Annotated in this window: 17 protein-coding genes; 5 read left to right on the top strand and 12 right to left on the bottom strand. The window is 62.7% G+C overall.

All coding sequences use genetic code 11. The features are described 5' to 3' along the window. Window positions 1-12: 12 nt before the first annotated feature. The 3 genes from EDD52_RS10270 to EDD52_RS10260 all read right to left on the bottom strand — a co-directional run bounded on the left by EDD52_RS10270 (window position 13) and on the right by EDD52_RS10260 (window position 4501). A complete protein-coding gene (locus tag EDD52_RS10270) occupies window positions 13-633 on the bottom strand; it encodes a VPLPA-CTERM sorting domain-containing protein (protein ID WP_165907510.1) in 621 nt (206 codons plus the stop codon). 97 nt (window positions 634-730) lie between these two features. Beyond that, window positions 731-2557: an ABCB family ABC transporter ATP-binding protein/permease gene (locus EDD52_RS10265; RefSeq protein ID WP_132244568.1), complete on the bottom strand. Its 1827-nt coding sequence runs from the start codon at window positions 2555-2557 to the stop codon at window positions 731-733. A 99-nt stretch (window positions 2558-2656) separates the two neighbouring features. Further along, on the bottom strand, window positions 2657-4501 hold the full coding sequence (locus EDD52_RS10260) for a LysM peptidoglycan-binding domain-containing protein (RefSeq protein ID WP_165907509.1): 1845 nt from the start codon (window positions 4499-4501) through the stop codon (window positions 2657-2659). Window positions 4502-4642: 141 nt separating this feature from the next. Between EDD52_RS10260 and EDD52_RS10255 the strand changes: the two genes are divergently transcribed. Then, a complete protein-coding gene (locus EDD52_RS10255; protein ID WP_132244564.1) occupies window positions 4643-5212 on the top strand; it encodes an LOG family protein in 570 nt (189 codons plus the stop codon). A gap of 77 nt (window positions 5213-5289) precedes the next feature. Here EDD52_RS10255 and EDD52_RS10250 read toward each other — a convergent pair whose 3' ends face one another. The 8 genes from EDD52_RS10250 to EDD52_RS10215 form a co-directional block, all read right to left on the bottom strand. Beyond that, the gene (locus EDD52_RS10250) at window positions 5290-5745 is read right to left on the bottom strand and encodes a host attachment family protein (RefSeq protein ID WP_132244562.1); all 456 of its coding nucleotides are present in this window, start codon (window positions 5743-5745) and stop codon (window positions 5290-5292) included. Further along, window positions 5745-5975, bottom strand: a complete 231-nt coding sequence (locus tag EDD52_RS10245) for a hypothetical protein (RefSeq protein ID WP_132244560.1) — start codon at window positions 5973-5975, stop codon at window positions 5745-5747. Before EDD52_RS10245 ends, EDD52_RS10250 begins: the two co-directional genes overlap by 1 nt. A 190-nt stretch (window positions 5976-6165) precedes the next feature. Then, entirely contained in the window at window positions 6166-6774 is a 609-nt protein-coding gene (locus EDD52_RS10240; RefSeq protein WP_132244558.1) for a superoxide dismutase, read from the bottom strand. A gap of 170 nt (window positions 6775-6944) precedes the next feature. Continuing rightward, window positions 6945-7517, bottom strand: a complete 573-nt coding sequence (locus EDD52_RS10235) for a sarcosine oxidase subunit gamma (RefSeq protein ID WP_132244556.1) — start codon at window positions 7515-7517, stop codon at window positions 6945-6947. Next, window positions 7510-10527 carry a sarcosine oxidase subunit alpha family protein gene (locus EDD52_RS10230; RefSeq protein WP_132244554.1) on the bottom strand — a complete coding sequence of 1006 codons (3018 nt, stop codon included), beginning with the start codon at window positions 10525-10527 and terminating at the stop codon, window positions 7510-7512. Before EDD52_RS10230 ends, EDD52_RS10235 begins: the two co-directional genes overlap by 8 nt. A 70-nt stretch (window positions 10528-10597) precedes the next feature. Then, a complete protein-coding gene (locus EDD52_RS10225; protein WP_132244552.1) occupies window positions 10598-10927 on the bottom strand; it encodes a sarcosine oxidase subunit delta in 330 nt (109 codons plus the stop codon). Continuing rightward, window positions 10921-11235, bottom strand: coding sequence for a hypothetical protein (locus EDD52_RS10220; RefSeq protein WP_132244550.1), 315 nt, complete (start codon window positions 11233-11235; stop codon window positions 10921-10923). The genes EDD52_RS10225 and EDD52_RS10220 overlap by 7 nt, the downstream gene beginning before the upstream one ends. Next, window positions 11235-12479 (bottom strand): sarcosine oxidase subunit beta family protein, encoded by a 1245-nt coding sequence (locus EDD52_RS10215; protein WP_132244548.1) that lies wholly within the window; start codon window positions 12477-12479, stop codon window positions 11235-11237. Before EDD52_RS10215 ends, EDD52_RS10220 begins: the two co-directional genes overlap by 1 nt. A 181-nt stretch (window positions 12480-12660) precedes the next feature. On the opposite strand from EDD52_RS10215, the gene ccmI reads away from it, so the two are divergent. The 3 genes from ccmI (at window position 12661) to EDD52_RS10200 (ending at window position 14759) form a co-directional block, all read left to right on the top strand. After that, a complete protein-coding gene (ccmI, locus tag EDD52_RS10210) occupies window positions 12661-13899 on the top strand; it encodes a c-type cytochrome biogenesis protein CcmI (protein ID WP_132244546.1) in 1239 nt (412 codons plus the stop codon). Window positions 13900-14016: 117 nt separating this feature from the next. Beyond that, entirely contained in the window at window positions 14017-14490 is a 474-nt protein-coding gene (gene ruvX, locus EDD52_RS10205) for a Holliday junction resolvase RuvX (RefSeq protein ID WP_132244544.1), read from the top strand. 11 nt (window positions 14491-14501) lie between these two features. Continuing rightward, window positions 14502-14759, top strand: a complete 258-nt coding sequence (locus tag EDD52_RS10200) for a DUF1289 domain-containing protein (protein WP_132244542.1) — start codon at window positions 14502-14504, stop codon at window positions 14757-14759. Window positions 14760-14918: 159 nt separating this feature from the next. Here EDD52_RS10200 and dusA read toward each other — a convergent pair whose 3' ends face one another. After that, window positions 14919-15944: a tRNA dihydrouridine(20/20a) synthase DusA gene (dusA, locus tag EDD52_RS10195; RefSeq protein ID WP_132244540.1), complete on the bottom strand. Its 1026-nt coding sequence runs from the start codon at window positions 15942-15944 to the stop codon at window positions 14919-14921. 271 nt (window positions 15945-16215) lie between these two features. Between dusA and EDD52_RS10190 the strand changes: the two genes are divergently transcribed. After that, entirely contained in the window at window positions 16216-17352 is a 1137-nt protein-coding gene (locus EDD52_RS10190) for a tyrosine-type recombinase/integrase (protein ID WP_132244538.1), read from the top strand. The last annotated feature ends 92 nt before the right edge of the window (window positions 17353-17444 follow it).

Below are 17444 nucleotides of genomic sequence, written 5' to 3'. Positions count from 1 at the left end.
CGGCTGCCCGTCTCAGTCGGCCTTGCGGCGCAGGCGACGTATCACGCCGAACCCACCCAGACCCGCCAGAAGCATCGGCAGGGCTGCGGGCAGCGGAACGGGCGACATTGGCTGATCCTCGACCGTGCCAAACACTTCGAGCGTGGCGCAGAGATAACCGTTCTGGCACCCGCCGTCGAAATACTTGTCATCGAAATCGACGGTGATTTCACCCGCAGCGGTCTGAACCGCAGACAAAAGCGATGTCTCGCTGAACCCGAACTCGGTATAGGAGTAAGAGGTCATCGTGAAGCCCTGCAAGCCCGACACGACGATGTCGAACTGAAATGGCGCAAAGTCCCAGTACTTCGACGGGTTGGCCTCGTAGTCCACAAACGAGAAAAGGATACCGTTGCTGGTCACATCGACCAGAACGCCGTTGTCATCCCCAGCTTCGTTGTCGTAGATCTCGCATTCGTTGCCCGCACCGACGGACACCGAGAAACAGCTGCCATGAGGCGAGCTGACATCGATCGACATTCCGTCAAGCGTTGCAGCGGATGCAGCCGTGCCGCCACCAAAGGCCAAGGCACTGCAAAGCAGCCATTTTTGCGCATTCATTTTCATCACCATCAACCAAATAAACTCGTTCACGGACATTTTTTATGATTTTTAAGAAAATGTCAAACTTTTGAGCGGCACTGCACCTTTTGCGCGCCCGCGGACAAACCAACTCGCCCTCAGGTGGTTGTTACGCAGCGTCTTCTTCGGCTTGCTGGCGCGCCCAGAGCTGGGAATAGCGCCCGCCCCGCGCAAGAAGCGCGTCATGCGTGCCTTGTTCGACGACTTCTCCGGCTTCGAGCACAACGATTCGGTCCGCATCGGCGATGGTCGACAGGCGGTGCGCGATGGTGATGACGGTCCGGCCTTCGGCGGCGCGCGACAGCGCCCCCTGGATCTCGTGTTCGGTCTCGGTATCCAGCGCGGATGTCGCCTCGTCCAGCAAAAGGATCGGCGGGTTCTTCAGCAAGGTCCGGGCGATGCCCACGCGTTGCTTTTCGCCGCCCGACAGTTTCAACCCGCGCTCGCCCACGGTGGTGTCGTAGCCGTCGGGCAGCGAGGCGATGAAATCGTGGATCTGCGCGGCACGGGCGGCTTCGATCACCTCGGCCTCTGTCGCGCCGTCGCGGCCATAGGCGATGTTGTAGCGGATCGTGTCGTTGAACAGCACCGTGTCCTGCGGCACGACCCCGATGGCATCATGCACGCTTTGCTGGGTCACGTCGCGCAGGTCCTGCCCGTCAATGCGGATTGCCCCGCCATCGACATCGTAGAACCGGAACAAGAGCCGCCCGATGGTGGATTTGCCGGACCCCGAAGGGCCGACCAGCGCCACGCTTTCGCCCGCGCCCACGTCAAGCGAGATGCCCTTGAGGATATGGCGGTCGGCGTCATAGCCAAAGGCCACATTGTCAAAGCTGACCACCCCGCCATTGACCGCCAGTTTCGGCGCGCCGGGCTTGTCGGTCACCTCGGCCGGTTGTTCCAGAAGGTCGAACATCTGCCCCATATCGACCAGCGCCTGCCGGATCTCGCGGTAGACGGTGCCAAGAAAGTTCAGCGGCATGGTGATCTGGATCATGTAGGCGTTGACCATGACGAAATCGCCCACGGTAAGATCGCCCGATTGCACGCCCATCGCCGCCAGCACCATCACGACGACAAGGCCGCCGGTGATCAGCAGCGACTGGCCGAAGTTGAGAAAGGCAAGCGAGGTCGCGGTCTTGATCGCGGCGGTTTCATACCCGGCCATAGCGGCGTCATAGCGCCGTGCCTCGCGCTCTTCGGCGCCGAAATATTTGACGGTCTCAAAGTTGAGCAGGCTGTCGATCGCCTTTTGGTTGGCGTCCGTGTCCTGATCGTTCATCTGCCGGCGCAGCTTTACCCGCCATTCGGTGACGGTGAAGGTGAACCAGACATATAGCGCAATGGTCACGACGACCGCCGCAAGGTACCAGACATCGAAGACGAAGAAGAAGATCGCGGCGACAAGCGTCAGCTCCAGGATCAGCGGGCCGATGCTGAAGAGCAGAAAGCGCAGCAGGAATTCGACGCCCTTGACCCCGCGTTCGATGATGCGGCTCAGCCCGCCGGTCTTGCGGGTGATGTGGTAGCGCATCGAAAGACGGTGGATATGGGTGAAGGTTTCCAGCGCCAGCATGCGCAGGGCGCGCTGGCCGACACGGGCAAAGATCGCGTCGCGCAGCTGTTGAAAGCCCACCGACATCAGCCGCGCCATGCCATAGGCGATGGTCAGCCCGACCGCCCCCAGCATCAGGGGCGAGACGCCCTCGCCGCTCAGCGCATCGACCGCGCCCTTGTAGAGCATCGGCGTGCCGACCGCGACAATCTTGGAGATGATGAGCATGACCATCGCCCAGACCACCCGGTGGCGAACCCAGGCGGGATCTTTCGGCCAGAGATAGGGGGCGACTTTGCGGATGGTCCGCCAGGAGGATTTGCGCTCGGCCTGGGCCGTAGGTTGCGCGGCGCTGGCAGCGGTGGTGTCTGCGGGCATGGGAAACTTTCTGCTTGATCGCGAAACAGATAGGTCCTGCGCCGCCGAAAGACCAGTGCGCGATATGCGCAGGCGCTGTGCGCAGGGATGGCGCGCAGGCTATTCGCCGGGGGGTGTTTCGGGCGTTGGGCCGGGTTCGGGCTCTGGCAGGGCGAAGACCTGACCGGGGTAGATCAGGTCGGGGTTGCGGATCCGGTCCGCATTGGCGCGGAAGACCTGCACATACTGAAAGCCGTCGCCATAGCGGTTCGTGGCAATGGCCCAGAGTGTGTCTCCGGGCTGAACGGTCAGCGCCTTGAGCGGTTGCCCGGCCTCGCCAATCGCGTCGGCCAGCGCCTCGGGTGCCTCGCGTTTGAACGGGCTTTCGACGCGGCTGGTCACGGCGCCATCGGCGCCCACCTCATCCACCCTGAGCGTGTAGACGCCCGTATCGACATTGGGCAGCTCTGCGCGCCAGTTGCCATCTTCGGAGATGCGCGAAGTGGTGATGGGCGTGTTATCAAGATACACCCGCACGAAGCCCTGCCCGCTGCCGCGCCCCGAAAGCGCCACTTCGCCTTCGTCGGAATAGGTGATCGCGTCAAGCGCCACCTGATCGGTGTCCTGCACGGTCTTTCCCGATTGCAGCACGCGCACGCCCTGCCGGTTGGCAAGCAGGACAGTCGGGGCCAGCGGTGCAGGTGCGGGGCTGCTGTCGATACGCGGCGCTGTCGCGGCATCCCCGGCGGGCGGCTGCGCCGGAATGGGGGTGGTGCCTGCCTGGTCCGGTTGTGCAGCGGGGGACAGGGCATCGGTGGCGGCAGTCTGCGCCACCGCCGTTGCGGTCGCGCTGACCGCTGCGGCAGTCAGCTGGGGGGGTGCTTCTGGCTCTATCCCGGCCTGTACTGTCTCGGCCTGCTCTGTTTCGACCTGCTCTGTCTCGGCCTGTACAGCTTCGACTTGTACTGTTTCAGCTTGTACTGTTTCGGCCTGCGCGGTCGAGCTGGCGGCACCTGAGGCGGAGGTTTCCGTGGTGCCCCCCTCGCCTGCCAGAGCCTGCGCGTCTTCGCCATCCGTGGTATCGGGCGACGCCGTGGCATCAGCCTGTGGCGCATCGGCGGGCGGAGTGTCTGAGTCTGCGGCCGCGCTCTTCTCCGGCCCTTCCGGGGCCGGTTGAGGTGCAGGCACGGCATCCGGCGTGGCGGCGCGCACCCTGTCCGGGGGTTGGCGGGCGCTTACAGCCTGATCCTGTTCGCCCGTTTCAGGTGCCGTGTCATCCGCCAGATCCGTGCGACTGACCGGTTCCTGAATTGCATCGACCAGCGCAGGTTCCGGCGTCTGGCCGGGGGTTTCGGCCTGCGGCGCGGGCGTCTGCTGCTGGGTTGCTGGCGTCTGCGTCGCAAGGGCCGCGACCTGATCTGCCGCTCCGGCCTCTGCCCCGGTATCGGGCTTGGGCTCGGGCGCGGCCTGAACAGAGCGCGGGGCGATGATCACCCGGTCTTCTGAGTCGGTGCTGCCCTGCGCGGTGATCATGCGCAGGCTCAGCACGCGCGGCTGGTCGCTGGGCGGAAGCGTCAGAAAGCTGACAAAGCGACCCTCGGCATCGGTGTCGACACTGTCATGCTCCTCGCCATCCAGCAGCAGCAGAACCTTCGATTGCGCCACGGCCATGCCGGCGATCAGCGCCTCGCCATCGGGCGCGATGCGCACAACGTCGAAACCGGGATAGTCGGCCGCACCCATCGCAGCGCCAGACCCTGCTTCCTCTGCCGCTTTGGACAGGGCTGCGGGGATCGCCGCAGGGACCGGGGCCTCGGGGCTTGCCGCAATCGCGGCCGGTTCATCGGTGGCGCGCGGCGCGGTGGGCGCGGTATCGCCATTGATGGCAACCGCAACAAGGGCGACCACCCCCGCACCGCCAACCGCAGCCACGCCCCCAAGCGTCATGCTGGCCAACTTGTTCATCGCGTTCCTTTTTCGCACCGGGCCCATCGTGATCAGGCGCATGGACGACACAATGCCGCTACCTCCCCTGCCCGGTTGAGCGTGTATACCAACAAGGGTATCAGGAATCAAAACCTGCAACACAATACGGAGCGCTCACGAATGGCCACCAACCCTACCCGGTCTGTCTGTGTCTATTGCGGCTCGCGCAGCGGCGGCGACCCGGCATATCACCAAGAGGCCGAACGGCTGGGCACCGCACTGGCGAATGAAGGCTGGCGGCTGGTTTACGGGGCGGGCGATGTCGGCCTGATGGGGGCAGTTGCGCGTGCCGCACAGGCCGCGGGTGGCGACACGTTCGGCGTGATCCCCGAACATCTGCTTCGCGCCGAGGTCGGCAAGGTGGACCTGACGCGATTTATCGTGACCGAAACGATGCACGAGCGCAAGAAGGTCATGGTGATGAACGCGGATGCCATCGTGGTCATGCCCGGCGGCGCGGGATCGCTGGACGAGTTTTTCGAAGTGCTGACATGGCGTCAGCTTGGCCTGCACGACAAGCCCATCCTGCTGATGAACGTGAATGGCTACTGGGACAAGCTGCAAGAGCTGCTGGACCACGTGGTAGGCAACGGCTTTGCCGACGCATCCCTGCTGGATTTCGTGGGGTCCGCCGGTTCGGCAGATCAGGTGATCGAGACGCTGCGCGGCAAACTGGCCATTGCCGTCTGAAAAAGCGGCCGCACTCCGCCCGGAAACTGAGCGGAAGGCGGCAGATCAGGGACAGGGCACCGCTGTCGCGGCGAAAACTAGCTGTTTTCCAGCTCTGCCTTGATCAGCTGTTCGATCTTGTCGATCGGGTGGTTGGTGAAGGTCTTGGGGATTTCCGCAATCACGCGCGAGGAGACTTCCTTGTGCATCTTGTCGCGTAATTCCCCCAGCGTGGCGGGCGGCGCCGCGATCACCAGCTTTTCGAACGCGCCCTTATGGGCCTTCTGGTAAAGGATCTCGGCCAGCTCGTCCGCGAAACGCTCCTTCGCCAATTCGTGCCAATCCGTGTCATCCATGGCAGAGCGCTGGCCCACACCCGTGTCGTGCATCCGACCGGGGCGGTTTGCCGATTGCTCCCGATCCGAGGGGTTGTCCTGCTCTTCCTGTTGCAGGACGTTCAGGTCAGGGTCCTGCGCATCCAGATCGTTGCGCAGAAACAGCGCCTTTTCACCGTCCGCCACAAGAACCCAGGTGCCATTCGAAAGACCGCTCATCAGACTTTCTCCTTGTCGCCGCTGCGGTTCTGATCCTGGCCCAGGACGCGCGTCGTGCCTGCCGATGTTTCATCGTGGCGCTTTCCTTCGTCGCGGGTTCCGACCTTGCGGGCGATCTCGCCGCCAAAGCGGCCGGCGGCGGATGGTTGGTCCTCGAGCTCTTCGGGTTTCACGCCAAGCACCTGTTCGGTTTCGCGGGTCCCGCTGGTCGACCGTTTTCTCTCTGCCATGACATCCTCCTGTTTCAGTTGCTGGAAAGGAAACGGATGACGGGGCAAGGATGTTCCACCGCGCGCGGAGATGGCGCGAGAATCTTTTGGGCCTGCCCGGTGCTGGCACAGGTGCGGCGGCGGCGCCAAAACGAAAAACGCCCCGCAGCGGCGGGCTGCGGGGCGCATGTATCAGGCGATGTGACGCCGATCAGGCTTTGGAAAGACGCTCTGCCACGTTTTCCCAGTTCACCAGATTGTCGAGGAAGTTCGACAGGTAGGCAGGGCGCTTGTTGCGGAAGTCGATGTAGTAGGAATGCTCCCACACGTCGCAACCCAGAAGCGCGGTCTGGCCGAAGCAGACGGGGTTTACGCCGTTTTCGGTCTTGGTGACCTTCAGCGAGCCATCCGTGTCGACAACGAGCCATGCCCAGCCAGAGCCGAACTGACCGGCACCGGCAGCGGCGAATTCATCCTTGAACTTGTCGACCGTGCCGAACGCATCCTTCAAACGCGATTCCAGCTCGCCCGGCATATCGCTGGCGCCGGGGCCCATCATTTCCCAGAACTGCATGTGGTTCCAGTGCTGGGACGCGTTGTTGAAGATGCCGGATTGCGCGACCGCGCCCGCATCGTAAGTGCCCTTGATGATCTCTTCCAAGGGTTTGTCAGCCCATTCGGTGCCCGCGATCAGCTTGTTGCCATTGTCCACATAGGCCTTGTGGTGGATATCATGGTGATATTCCATGGTTTCCTGGGACATGCCCTGGCTGGCAAGTGCGTCATGGGCATAGGGAAGATCGGGAAGTTCGAAAGCCATTTTGGGGTCCCCCTGATTGTTGCGGCTGTTGTATGATAACTGAGCTTTCCGTTCAGGAAGGTCAACCCTCGGGATGCGCGGCTTGTTCCTCTGTCACTACGCTTTTCTTGGCGTGCCGGAGATATTAGCAAAGGGACGGCGCGACCGGGCCCGGCGCGCCATGCGTCAGCTCAGCCGCCATGCAGGCCAACGGCGCTGCCCGGACGGGCGGCGGTTGACAGAAGCTCCATCATGTATGGCGCGACAGAGCGGAAGCAGATCACCTCTGCCTGCGTGTCCGATCGCAGCCAGAAAGCGGCGGCAACCTGCGCCAGACGCGTACGGCGCAGCATGCCGGGGCGGAAAGCATCGGGCGCCATGTCGACAGGGGCCAGTTTCGCCAGCACGTCGCGCACGCCATTGCCCTGAAGCGTGAACATCGCCCGCGCATCGGACACGTTCAACGCAAGGTGATGCGTGTCGGAGAGCGTGGCTTGCAGCCGGGCCATTGCGCGGTCAGCCTCGGGGTACGGGCAGAGCAGCATCAGCTCGTCCGGCGACATCCAGAGCAGACCGTTGCGCCCGTCGAGGCTGGCCTCGCGCAGACCGGGCATCGGCACGCCCGCGGCATCCGACACGGCGCTGGTGAACGCATCAGAGCTGAGATCGCCGCGGATCTGGACCATGCCCTGCAATCCCGCCTCTTCGACGGTGACGAAACCTGCATAGCGCGCGCGGCGCAGGGCGCTGACGGGTTCAGACATTCTGCTTCTCCCCTTCCGGATCATAGAATACCGGATCAACGATCCGGGCGGGCACGGTGAACCCCTCGATATGGGTGAACTCGATCACCTCGCCCATCCGGTCCGGCCCGTTCAGCACCAGCCCCATGGCGATGCCCCGGCCCAGCGTCGGCGAGAAATAGGTCGAGGTGACGCGCCCTTGCGTGTTGCGCTGGCCATTGGCATTGGTCCCGTCGGCAACCGCATAGGCTCCTTCGGGCAGGACAGAGCTGTCCTCGGTCAAGAGCCCCACCAGTTTCCAGCGCGCCGGATCGGTCATATGCGGCCACGCCTGCGCGCGCTTGCCAAGGTAGTCGACTTTCTTCTTTGAGATGGCCCAGTTCAGCCCCAGATCCTGCGGGATCACCGTGCCGTCAGTCTCGTCCCCGATCATGATGAAACCCTTCTCGGCCCGCAGCACATGCAGCGCCTCGGTGCCGTAGGGGGTGATGTTCCACTCTGCCCCCCTGGCGCAAAGCAGATCCCACAGCGCGCGGCCATGCCCGGCGGGGGTGGCGATTTCATAAGACAGCTCGCCCGAAAAGCTGATCCGGTAGACCCGCACTGGGAAGCCGCCCAGCGTACCATCCTTCCACGCCATGAAGGGCAGTGCCTCTTTCGAGACATTCATGCCGCCCAGCTTTTCCAGAAGCATCCGCGCCTTGGGGCCGACCACGGCGATCTGGGCGAATTGTTCGGTCACATTGGCGGTGTAGACCTGCCAGTCCCACCATTCGGTTTGCAGCCATTCCTCCATATGGGCATGGATGCTTTCAGCGCCGCCGGTGGTGGTGTGGCACAGGAAGGTGTCCTCATCGATCCGGGCCACGACGCCATCGTCGATCAGGAACCCGTTTTCGCTGCACATCAGACCGTAGCGGCATTTGCCGGGTTTCAGCGTCGACATCATGTTGGTGTAAAGCATGTCAAGGAAACGCCCCGCATCGGGCCCCTTGACGATGATCTTGCCCAGCGTGGATGCGTCAAGCAAACCAAGGCTTTGGCGCACGGCCTTCACCTCGCGGATGACGGCCTGCGCGTGGTCCTCTTCGCCCTTGGGGTAGCAATAGGGCCGCCGCCACTGGCCGACAGGCTCCCAATGCGCGCCATTCTCTTCATGCCATGCATGGATCGGCGTCTGGCGGACAGGCTGGAACAGCGCGCCATGCGCCTCGCCTGCAATCGCGCCCATCGAGATCGGCGTATAGGGTGGCCGGAAGGTCGTGGTTCCGACCTGCGGAATGCTTTCACCCAACGCATTAGAAAGCGTCGCCAAGCCATTTATGTTGCTTAGCTTTCCCTGATCCGTTGCCATGCCCAAAGTGGTATAGCGCTTGGTATGTTCCACGCTTTCATAGCCTTCGCGCGCGGCAAGCTGCACGTCGGACACCTTGACGTCATTCTGGTAATCCAGCCACGCCTTCATCCGCAGGTCATAGCGCGCGCCTTGCGGCATCAGCCAGACAGGCTCCAGCGGTTTCTCGGCAACCTCTTCGGCCTCCGGGGCCACGGTCTGGGCGGCGTCAAAGCCAGCGGCAGTCGCAGCGGCAGCCCCGGTTTCGGCGGCGTCCTGCAGCAGCCCGGCGAGCGTCATGTGACCGTCGGCAGCGCCTGCGACAGAGACAAAGGGTTTGCCATCGGCATCGGTGGGCGCGGCGCCTGCGCGCGGGCGGAAGAAGGCCCCCGCCTCGTCCCAATCCAGCTTGCCGCCGCAATGCGACCACAGGTGGACAACCGGGGACCAGCCGCCGGACATGGCGACCGCATCGCAGGCGATCTCGTCCAGCACGGCACCCTCGCCCAGCTGGTTGCAGACCGCCACGCCCGTGACGCGCTTGCCGCCCAGAACCTTCGCAACCCCGCGCCCCTGCTCGACACGGATACCCATGGCCCGCGCCTCGGCCATCAGCGCGCCGCCGCCATAGCTGCGGGCATCGATGATCGCGGGCACGTCAAGCCCCGCCTTCTTCAGGGCGATCGCGGTGCGATAGGCATCGTCATTATTGGTGACGACAACGGTGCGGTCGCCGATGCTGACACCCCAGTTCACCAGATAGTCGCGCATGGCAGAGGCCAGCATGACGCCGGGAATGTCATTGCCCGCAAAAGACAGCGGACGTTCGATGGCGCCGGTCGCGGTGACGATCTGTTTGGCGCGGATGCGCCACAGCCGGTGGCGCGGGCCGGGTGCCTCCGGCGCGTGATCGGTCAGCCGTTCATAGCCAAGCGCATAGCCGTGATCATAGACCCCTGCCCCCATCGTGCGGCTGCGCAGGGTGACATTGGGCATGGCCTGCAGCTCTGCCAGCGTGGCGTCTGTCCAGTCTTCGGGCGACTGGCCGCCGATTGTGCCGCCATCCACCGGCGCGCGACCGCCCCAATGCGCGCTCTGTTCCAGCAGCAACACCTTGGCGCCGGATTGCGCGGCGGTCTTTGCGGCCATCAGCCCGGCAACACCGCCCCCCACGACCAGCACATCGGTGAAATGGTAGAAATGTTCATAGCTGTCGGCATCGCGGCTTTCGGCGTCGGGGGCTTTGCCAAGACCCGCAGACTGGCGAATGAACGGCTCGTAGACATGTTTCCAGAAGGCGCGCGGATACATGAACATCTTGTAGTAGAACCCGGCGGGCAACACCCGCGACAGATGGGTGTTGAGCGCACCGATGTCGGCCTCGAGCGACGGCCAGTGGTTCTGGCTGGTGGCGGTCAGCCCGTTGAAAAGCTCTGTCGTGGTGGCGCGCTGGTTGGGTTCGAACCGGTCGCCCTTGCCAAGGTTGACCAGCGCGTTGGGCTCTTCCGCGCCAGAGGCAACGGGGCCGCGCGGGCGGTGATATTTGAACGACCGCCCCATCAGCAGCTGATCATTGGCCAGAAGCGCCGAGGCCAGCGTGTCCCCGGCATAGCCTGTCATGCGCTTGCCGTTGAAGGTGAATTCCATCCGGTAGCTGCGGTCGGTCAGGCGTCCGCCGGTGGGAAGGCGCATGCTCATGTCTCTGGCCCTGTCTTGGTAGAGGTGTCGGGACGCTCCGCGCGGGAGTGCTGTGTTCCGGAACGACGCATCAGGAGAACTCTCTCCACGTCCAGCCGGGGCGTTTGGCGGTGATGGCATCGCGGATGTCCTGCGGCGGCTCGGTTGTCTGGGCGGGGTATGTGCCGAAGACTTCGAGCGTCATGGTGCAACGCGCGGCGTGGAACCACTTGCCGCAGCCGTGAGAGTGCCGCCAGCGTTCGAAATGCACGCCCTTGGGGTTTTCGCGGGTGAAGAGGTAGGTCTCGAAATCATCGTCCGAGGAGTCCGGGCCAAACCGCGTCAGATGCGCCTCGCCACCGGCGTGGAGTTCCGTTTCCTCGGCCTGAACGCCGCAATAGGGGCATTTGAGGGTTAGCATTTTGTGCTCCCGGTCAGAGATGCAGCGTGGCGAAGCTCTTCTTTGGTAAAGAAACGCCGCCATTGTTCTTTTTGGACAACACATTCCAATGTGAGGTCCACTCTCCCGGCCAAATGCATATTCGTGAAACCTTCGCTGGGAGTTTTTTGGGACAACAGAAAACGAGCTGTTTCGAAGCCGCCTCGATCAGCGATCATCTGTCGAAAGCGGGGGGCGGGGTATTTAGCTTCTTGCTGTGCGCGATCGGCAGTTTGTCGGAGCGCTTCCGCAAACTTCTTTTCGTCGTCAGAGCTTGGGATATCAACCATCAATGCGCCACTCCTGCCGCGACGCTTTCGTCGATGAAACGGCCTTCGCGGAAGCGGTCGAGGCTGAAGGCGTCGGTGAGGGGGGAGTGGCCTCGGGCCATGAGTTCGGCAAAGCCCCAGCCAGAGCCGGGGATGGCCTTGAAGCCACCCGTGCCCCATCCGCAATTGATGAAGCAGCCCTCCAGCGGCGTTCTGGACAGGATGGGCGAGCGGTCGCCGGTGACGTCCACGATCCCGCCCCATTGGCGCAGCATTTTCAGCCGAGAGATCATCGGGAAGGTTTCGACCAGCGCGCGGACTGTTTCCTCGATATGATGGAAGCTGCCGCGCTGGGTGTAGTTGTTGAACGCGTCCGTGCCGCCACCGATGACCATCTCTCCCTTGTCGGACTGGCTCATGTAGCCATGCACGGTGTTGGCCATGACAACCACATCCATGCAGGGTTTGATGGGCTCTGACACCAGCGCCTGAAGGGCCACGCTTTCGATGGGGATGCGGAAACCGGCCATTTCCGCCAGCGCGCCGGAATGGCCCGCAACAACCATGCCCAGCTTGTCACAGGCAATGTCGCCCTGCGTGGTGGCAACCCCCGAGACGCGCCCGCCTTCGGACATGACGCCCGTGACCTCGCATTTCTGGATGATGTCCATCCCCATGGCAGAACAGGCCCGCGCATAGCCCCAGGCCACCGCATCATGGCGCGCCGTGCCGCCACGCGCCTGCCAGAGCGCGCCCAGAACGGGATAGCGCGGCCCGTCGATATTCATGATCGGGACCAACTGCTTGACGCGTTTGGGGCTGATGAATTCGGTCGTGACGCCCTGCAGGGAGTTGGCATGCGCGGTGCGTTTGTAGCCACGGACCTCGTGTTCGGTCTGGGCCAGCATCATCACGCCGCGGGGCGAAAACATGACGTTGTAGTTCAGGTCCTGGCTCATCGTCTCATAGAGGCTGCGGGCTTTTTCATAGATCGCAGCGGACGGATCCTGCAGGTAGTTCGACCGGATGATCGTGGTGTTGCGGCCCGTATTGCCGCCCCCCAGCCAGCCCTTTTCCAGCACGGCGACATTGGTGATGCCGAAATTCTTGCCAAGGTAATAGGCGGTTGCAAGCCCGTGCCCGCCAGCCCCGACGATCACGACGTCATAGCGTTTCTTCGGCGTGGCCCGGCGCCAGGCGCGGTCCCAGCCCGCATGGTCACGCAGGGCCTCTCGGGCGATGGCAAAGGCAGAATAACGTGTCATGGGCATCGAATCCGGCAATCATGTCTGGGCATCTTTCTGGACCTTCGCCCGATCCGTGCCACGACTGCAACCGTCACAATCGCGTGCAGTTGCGACATGGGCGCACCCCCGCGCGGTTTTGCCCCTTTTGTGAAAGCGCGGGGCGCGATACATGGGCTGAATGACTGGCGCAGGAGAGAGCATGACGGTTTTTTGGGTCCTCACACTGGCGTTGACCTGCGCCGTGGCGGCCATTCTGGGTCTGGCGCTGATACGTGGGCGGCGCGATGTCACACCTGCCGAAGCCTTTGACCTTGACGTCTATCGCGACCAGCTTGACGAGATCGAGCGGGACGCCGCCCGTGGCGTCATTGCGCCCGAGGATGCAGAGCGGCTTCGGACCGAAGTGTCGCGCCGCATTCTGGCCGCGGACAGCCGCATGCAGCGGGCCGGGGCGCAGCAGGCATCGACGGGGCGCGGATCGCTTGCCGTGGCGGGCGTTCTGGCGCTGGCGCTGCTGGGCGGCGGTTTCGGGCTTTACTGGCAGCTGGGCGCGCCGGGATATGGCGATCTTGGGCTGGAGCGGCGCAAGGAATTGGCCCGTATGGCCCGCGAAAGCCGCCCCAGCCAGGCAGAGGCCGTGGCAGAAATTGCCGCCGCCGGGCCGGACCCGATGCTGTCCGAACCGCCCGCCGAATATCTTGGCCTTGTCACGCGGCTGCGCGCCGCAGTGGCAGAGCGGCCCGATGATCTGCAGGGGCAGACGCTTCTTGCCAGCAGCGAGGCGGCGCTTGGCAATTACGATGCCGCAGCCGAAGCGCAGGCCCGGGTGATCGCGCTGAAAGGCGAAGACGCCTCGGCCCGCGATTTTGCCGACCTTGCCGACATGCGCATTCTTGCGGCGGGGGGCTATGTCTCGCCAGAGGCCGAAGAGGCGCTGAACGCCGCGATGAGCCGCGACCCGCGCAACGGTGTCGCGCGCTATTACTACGGCATGATGATGGCCCAGACCGGTCGGCCGGATGCCGCATTCCGCCTGTGGCAGGATCTTTTGCGCGACAGCACGCCCAGCGATCCATGGGTGCCGCCTGTGCGCGCACAGATCGAGGATATGGCCATGCGCGCGGGCGTCGAATACCGGCTGCCGCCGCTTGGCGACGTGCCCGGCCCCAGCGCCGCAGATATCGCCGCCGCATCCGAGATGTCCGAGGCCGACCGGCAAGAGATGATCCGCGGCATGGTCGCGCAGCTGTCCGACAGGCTTGCCACCGAAGGCGGACCGCCCGAGGACTGGGCACGCCTTATCGGCGCATATGGCGTGCTTGGCGATACCGAACAAGCCCGCGCCATCCTTCAGAACGCCGAGGAAGTCTTTGTCGGCAATGAAGATGCGCTGGGGACGATCCGTGCCACCGCCCGCAATGCGGGGCTTTTGCAATGACGCTTTTGCCTCTGCCGACTGGGCGCTGTAACAGCGGGTTGGCGCCGCTGTCGTACATCGCTTCAAATGACGTTCGGGGCGGTGGAAGCGTCGACATTCCAATCAAAGGGCGCGCGCATGATATATGAAGAGGCCACCGATTTTGCGGCGGCCCTGCGGCGGCCCTGCCCGCTGATCGGGCTGGATTTCGGCACCAAGACCATCGGGGTCGCCGTCTCTGACGGGATGATGTCCGTGGCCACGCCGCTGGAAACCATCCGGCGCAAGAAATTCACCGAAGACGCCGCCCGCATTCAGGAAATCATCGCCCATCGCGGCATTGCCGGGCTTGTCCTTGGCCTGCCGCGCAACATGGATGGGTCCGAAGGGCCGCGCTGCCAATCGACCCGCGCCTTTGCCCGCAATCTGTCGCGTCTATGGGATGGGCCGATCACCTTTTGGGATGAACGCCTGTCCACAGTTGCGGCAGAAAGGGCACTGCTTGAGGCGGATACGACACGAAAACGTCGCGCAGAGGTTATCGATCATGTCGCCGCGTCCTATATCCTGCAAGGATTGCTGGACCGGCTTCGGCATATCGAGGCGCAGTGAAAGGGCAGTATGTGAGGGACGACATCTGGAAACGCGATGAAATCGCATCGCCCTGCGTGAAGCTATGCGTCGTGCATCCCGAGGCGCGTCTTTGCACGGGCTGCCTGCGCACCATCGACGAGATCGCTGGCTGGTCGAAAATGTCTCAAGACGACCGGCTGGAGATCATGGCCACCCTGCCCGACCGCCGCCCCCAGCTTGTCAAACGCCGCGGCGGACGCGCCGCACGGCTGGCGCGGGCTGCCAGGCCCGACTTGTCCAACGACTGACCAATCAGCCTATCCGGTTTGAGGTTTCGGAGCCTTCCGCGCGGCGACGGTGTTTTGGTCGACGAAAGGTGACCCGTCGGTGATCGCCACGGCCCCCGTTCGATCATTCAGCCCCCTTCCCCAGCGCCCGCCCCATGGGACCGGGCATCTTGCGGAAGGTTAAGCAGCCTGAGCGTCAAGAATGCTCGACAACGCCTCTTCAATCAGCTCCGGCCCCGCGCCCGGCCGATGCGCCTGTTCCGACAGGACCCGCCGCCAGTTGCGCGCCCCCGGCCGTCCGGTGAACAGCCCCAGCATATGCCGCGTCACCTGCGCCAGCTTGCCACCCGACGCGATATGGCGTTCCGCATAGGGCATCATCGCAAGTGCGACCTGTACCGGATCTGAATCCTCGCCCGTGCCGAATATCCGCCGGTCCGCCTGCGCGAGGATCTCTGTCGGCGAATGGTAAGCCACCCGCCCGATCATCACCCCGTCAAAGCCTTGCTCCAGAAATGCCTCGGCCTCGTCCAGCGACCCGATCCCGCCATTGACCGACAGGTGCAGCGCCGGAAACAGCCCCTTCATCCTGAGCGCGAGATTGTAATCCAGTGGCGGCACATCCCGGTTCTGCTTCGGACTCAGCCCCTGCAGCCAGGCTTTGCGGGCATGGATGGCAAAGCGTTGCACCCCCGCCGCCGACACGCGCGCAATGAATTCTGGCAAGACCACTTCCGGGTCCTGATCGTCCACCCCGATGCGGCATTTCACCGTTACTTCTACCGGGCTTGCCTCGATCATGGCCGCACAGCACTCCGCGACCAGCCCGGGATCCTTCATCAACACAGCGCCAAACGTCCCGGACTGCACCCGGTCCGACGGGCACCCGACATTGAGGTTGATCTCGTCATACCCGGCCGCAGCCCCCATCCGCGCAGCCTCCGCCAGCTCCGCCGGATCCGAGCCACCCAGCTGCAACGCGACCGGATGTTCCTCGGCATTGAACGACAACAAATGCGTCGCCCCGCCCCGCACCAAAGCAGGCGCCGTCACCATTTCGGTGTACAGCAACGCCCTGGAACTGAGCAGCCGATGCAAGTACCTGCAATGCCTGTCGGTCCAGTCCATCATGGGTGCAACCGATAGGCGAGCGGCGCGGGAGACACCCGTTTTTCCTTGTTTTACTGGGCTTACCTGCGCAGCCATCTGTTCCGTCTTTCTCTGTCTGGGGCCTGTTTGCCCCCGTTTTTGCCCCCGGTGCAACAAAATGTTGCACCAAACCCGAAATGTTGCACCGCCGCACACGCGTTCGTCCGCGCCGTTTTCCATCATGGAAACGGTCGCAACCTCCCGCGGCGACACAACCATGTCAGCGCACCAGTCGTGAGTTATCGAACCTTGAGCATGGGTCCAACCGCCCAACGGTTCCTGAGCCGATTTCCCGGATATCGAAACACACATCTGAGGAGGAATTCCCATGGGAACCATTATGAAGCGTGCAAAAAAGGACGGATCGCAGAGCTATACCGCTACCGTTAGGAAGAAGCAAAAGGGCAAAGTTGTTCTGACATTGACCGAAACTTTCCCCAGTGAGAGATCAGCAAAGCGCTGGATCAATCAACGTGAGAGCGAATTGAAAACCAAAGGCGCAGTGGATAAAGTGGTCAAGGCAAAGAAACGCAAAACTTGGTCCGACGTGATCGACGATTATTGCGCCGCGTCCCCGAATGGGTTCGGAAAGACAAAAACCGCTAATCTCGCATATCTGCAGCGCCTTGATTTCGGTAAAATTGCAGTCGATGACACAGACGATCATACCTTCTTCCAGCTGGCTCAAGACCTACTTAGTGGCATACAAGCGCCGCCAGCGGATAAGAATTTGGAATGCCCTGAACATTATGCTTTGAACCCTCGCAAGCCGCAAACTGTCAATTCCTACATGGCGACCTTGCGGACAGTCGTTCGGTACGGCGGACCAATCAGCAGGATTGAAATGCCATTTACCGAATTTGAGACTGCCAAGCTCACTCTCATGCACCAGGGTTACGTCGCACGTTCATCAAAGAGAAACCGTCGGCCAAAACTCGATGAAATGAATCGGTTGATGGCATACTTTTACGAAAACTATACGGCCGACACGCGGCGAGTGCCCATGCACAAAATTGTTGGTGCAGCCATAGCCTTGGCGCACCGCCAGAAAGCGTTGTCCCTGATCCCATGGAGAGATTTCGACGTCAACAAAGCCCGCCTGACCATACGGAACATGAAACACCCTCGTCAAACCGCGGGCAATGATGTAGTGACATGGATCACCGAAGAAGGGATGAAAGTCATCGCGTCCATGCCGCGATCTGACGAGCGTATTTTCCCCTATCATTCAGATACGATCAGCCGTCGTTTTACTGAGGCTTGTAAGATTTTGGAGATCGACGACCTGCACTTCCATGATCTTCGGCACGACGCAATTTCGCGCTTCTTTGAAGTCGGTCTCGGCGGTGGAAGCCGGGATAAGATCCAGAAATATACAGGTCATTCGCCCGACGGAAGCCTTAGCCGCTATATACATATCGAGCAAGAAGGCGACAAATACGAGGGCTGGACATGGTGGCCTTGACGTGCTCCCCTGAAATGTCCGGCGTTTTTGGTTAGCCTGTTCTCCAACTGAGGAGACAGACGATGAAGAGAAGCCGTTTCAGCGAAGAACAG

This window comes from Primorskyibacter sedentarius, assembly GCF_004342065.1.
In the GTDB taxonomy this organism is placed as follows: Bacteria; Pseudomonadota; Alphaproteobacteria; order Rhodobacterales; family Rhodobacteraceae; genus Primorskyibacter; species Primorskyibacter sedentarius.
This window is presented reverse-complemented; position numbering and strand designations above follow the sequence as displayed.

What these genes read in the sequence shown, in the direction of transcription:
- EDD52_RS10265 (WP_132244568.1), bottom strand. Translation starts at nt 2,557, where the DNA reads ATGCCCGCAGACACCACCGCTGCCAGCGCCGCGCAACCTACGGCCCAG.
- EDD52_RS10260 (WP_165907509.1), bottom strand. Translation starts at nt 4,501, where the DNA reads ATGAACAAGTTGGCCAGCATGACGCTTGGGGGCGTGGCTGCGGTTGGC.
- EDD52_RS10255 (WP_132244564.1), top strand. Translation starts at nt 4,643, where the DNA reads ATGGCCACCAACCCTACCCGGTCTGTCTGTGTCTATTGCGGCTCGCGC.
- EDD52_RS10250 (WP_132244562.1), bottom strand. Translation starts at nt 5,745, where the DNA reads ATGAGCGGTCTTTCGAATGGCACCTGGGTTCTTGTGGCGGACGGTGAA.
- EDD52_RS10245 (WP_132244560.1), bottom strand. Translation starts at nt 5,975, where the DNA reads ATGGCAGAGAGAAAACGGTCGACCAGCGGGACCCGCGAAACCGAACAG.
- EDD52_RS10240 (WP_132244558.1), bottom strand. Translation starts at nt 6,774, where the DNA reads ATGGCTTTCGAACTTCCCGATCTTCCCTATGCCCATGACGCACTTGCC.
- EDD52_RS10235 (WP_132244556.1), bottom strand. Translation starts at nt 7,517, where the DNA reads ATGTCTGAACCCGTCAGCGCCCTGCGCCGCGCGCGCTATGCAGGTTTC.
- EDD52_RS10230 (WP_132244554.1), bottom strand. Translation starts at nt 10,527, where the DNA reads ATGAGCATGCGCCTTCCCACCGGCGGACGCCTGACCGACCGCAGCTAC.
- EDD52_RS10225 (WP_132244552.1), bottom strand. Translation starts at nt 10,927, where the DNA reads ATGCTAACCCTCAAATGCCCCTATTGCGGCGTTCAGGCCGAGGAAACG.
- EDD52_RS10220 (WP_132244550.1), bottom strand. Translation starts at nt 11,235, where the DNA reads ATGGTTGATATCCCAAGCTCTGACGACGAAAAGAAGTTTGCGGAAGCG.
- EDD52_RS10215 (WP_132244548.1), bottom strand. Translation starts at nt 12,479, where the DNA reads ATGACACGTTATTCTGCCTTTGCCATCGCCCGAGAGGCCCTGCGTGAC.
- ccmI (WP_132244546.1), top strand. Translation starts at nt 12,661, where the DNA reads ATGACGGTTTTTTGGGTCCTCACACTGGCGTTGACCTGCGCCGTGGCG.
- ruvX (WP_132244544.1), top strand. Translation starts at nt 14,017, where the DNA reads ATGATATATGAAGAGGCCACCGATTTTGCGGCGGCCCTGCGGCGGCCC.
- dusA (WP_132244540.1), bottom strand. Translation starts at nt 15,944, where the DNA reads ATGGCTGCGCAGGTAAGCCCAGTAAAACAAGGAAAAACGGGTGTCTCC.
- EDD52_RS10190 (WP_132244538.1), top strand. Translation starts at nt 16,216, where the DNA reads ATGGGAACCATTATGAAGCGTGCAAAAAAGGACGGATCGCAGAGCTAT.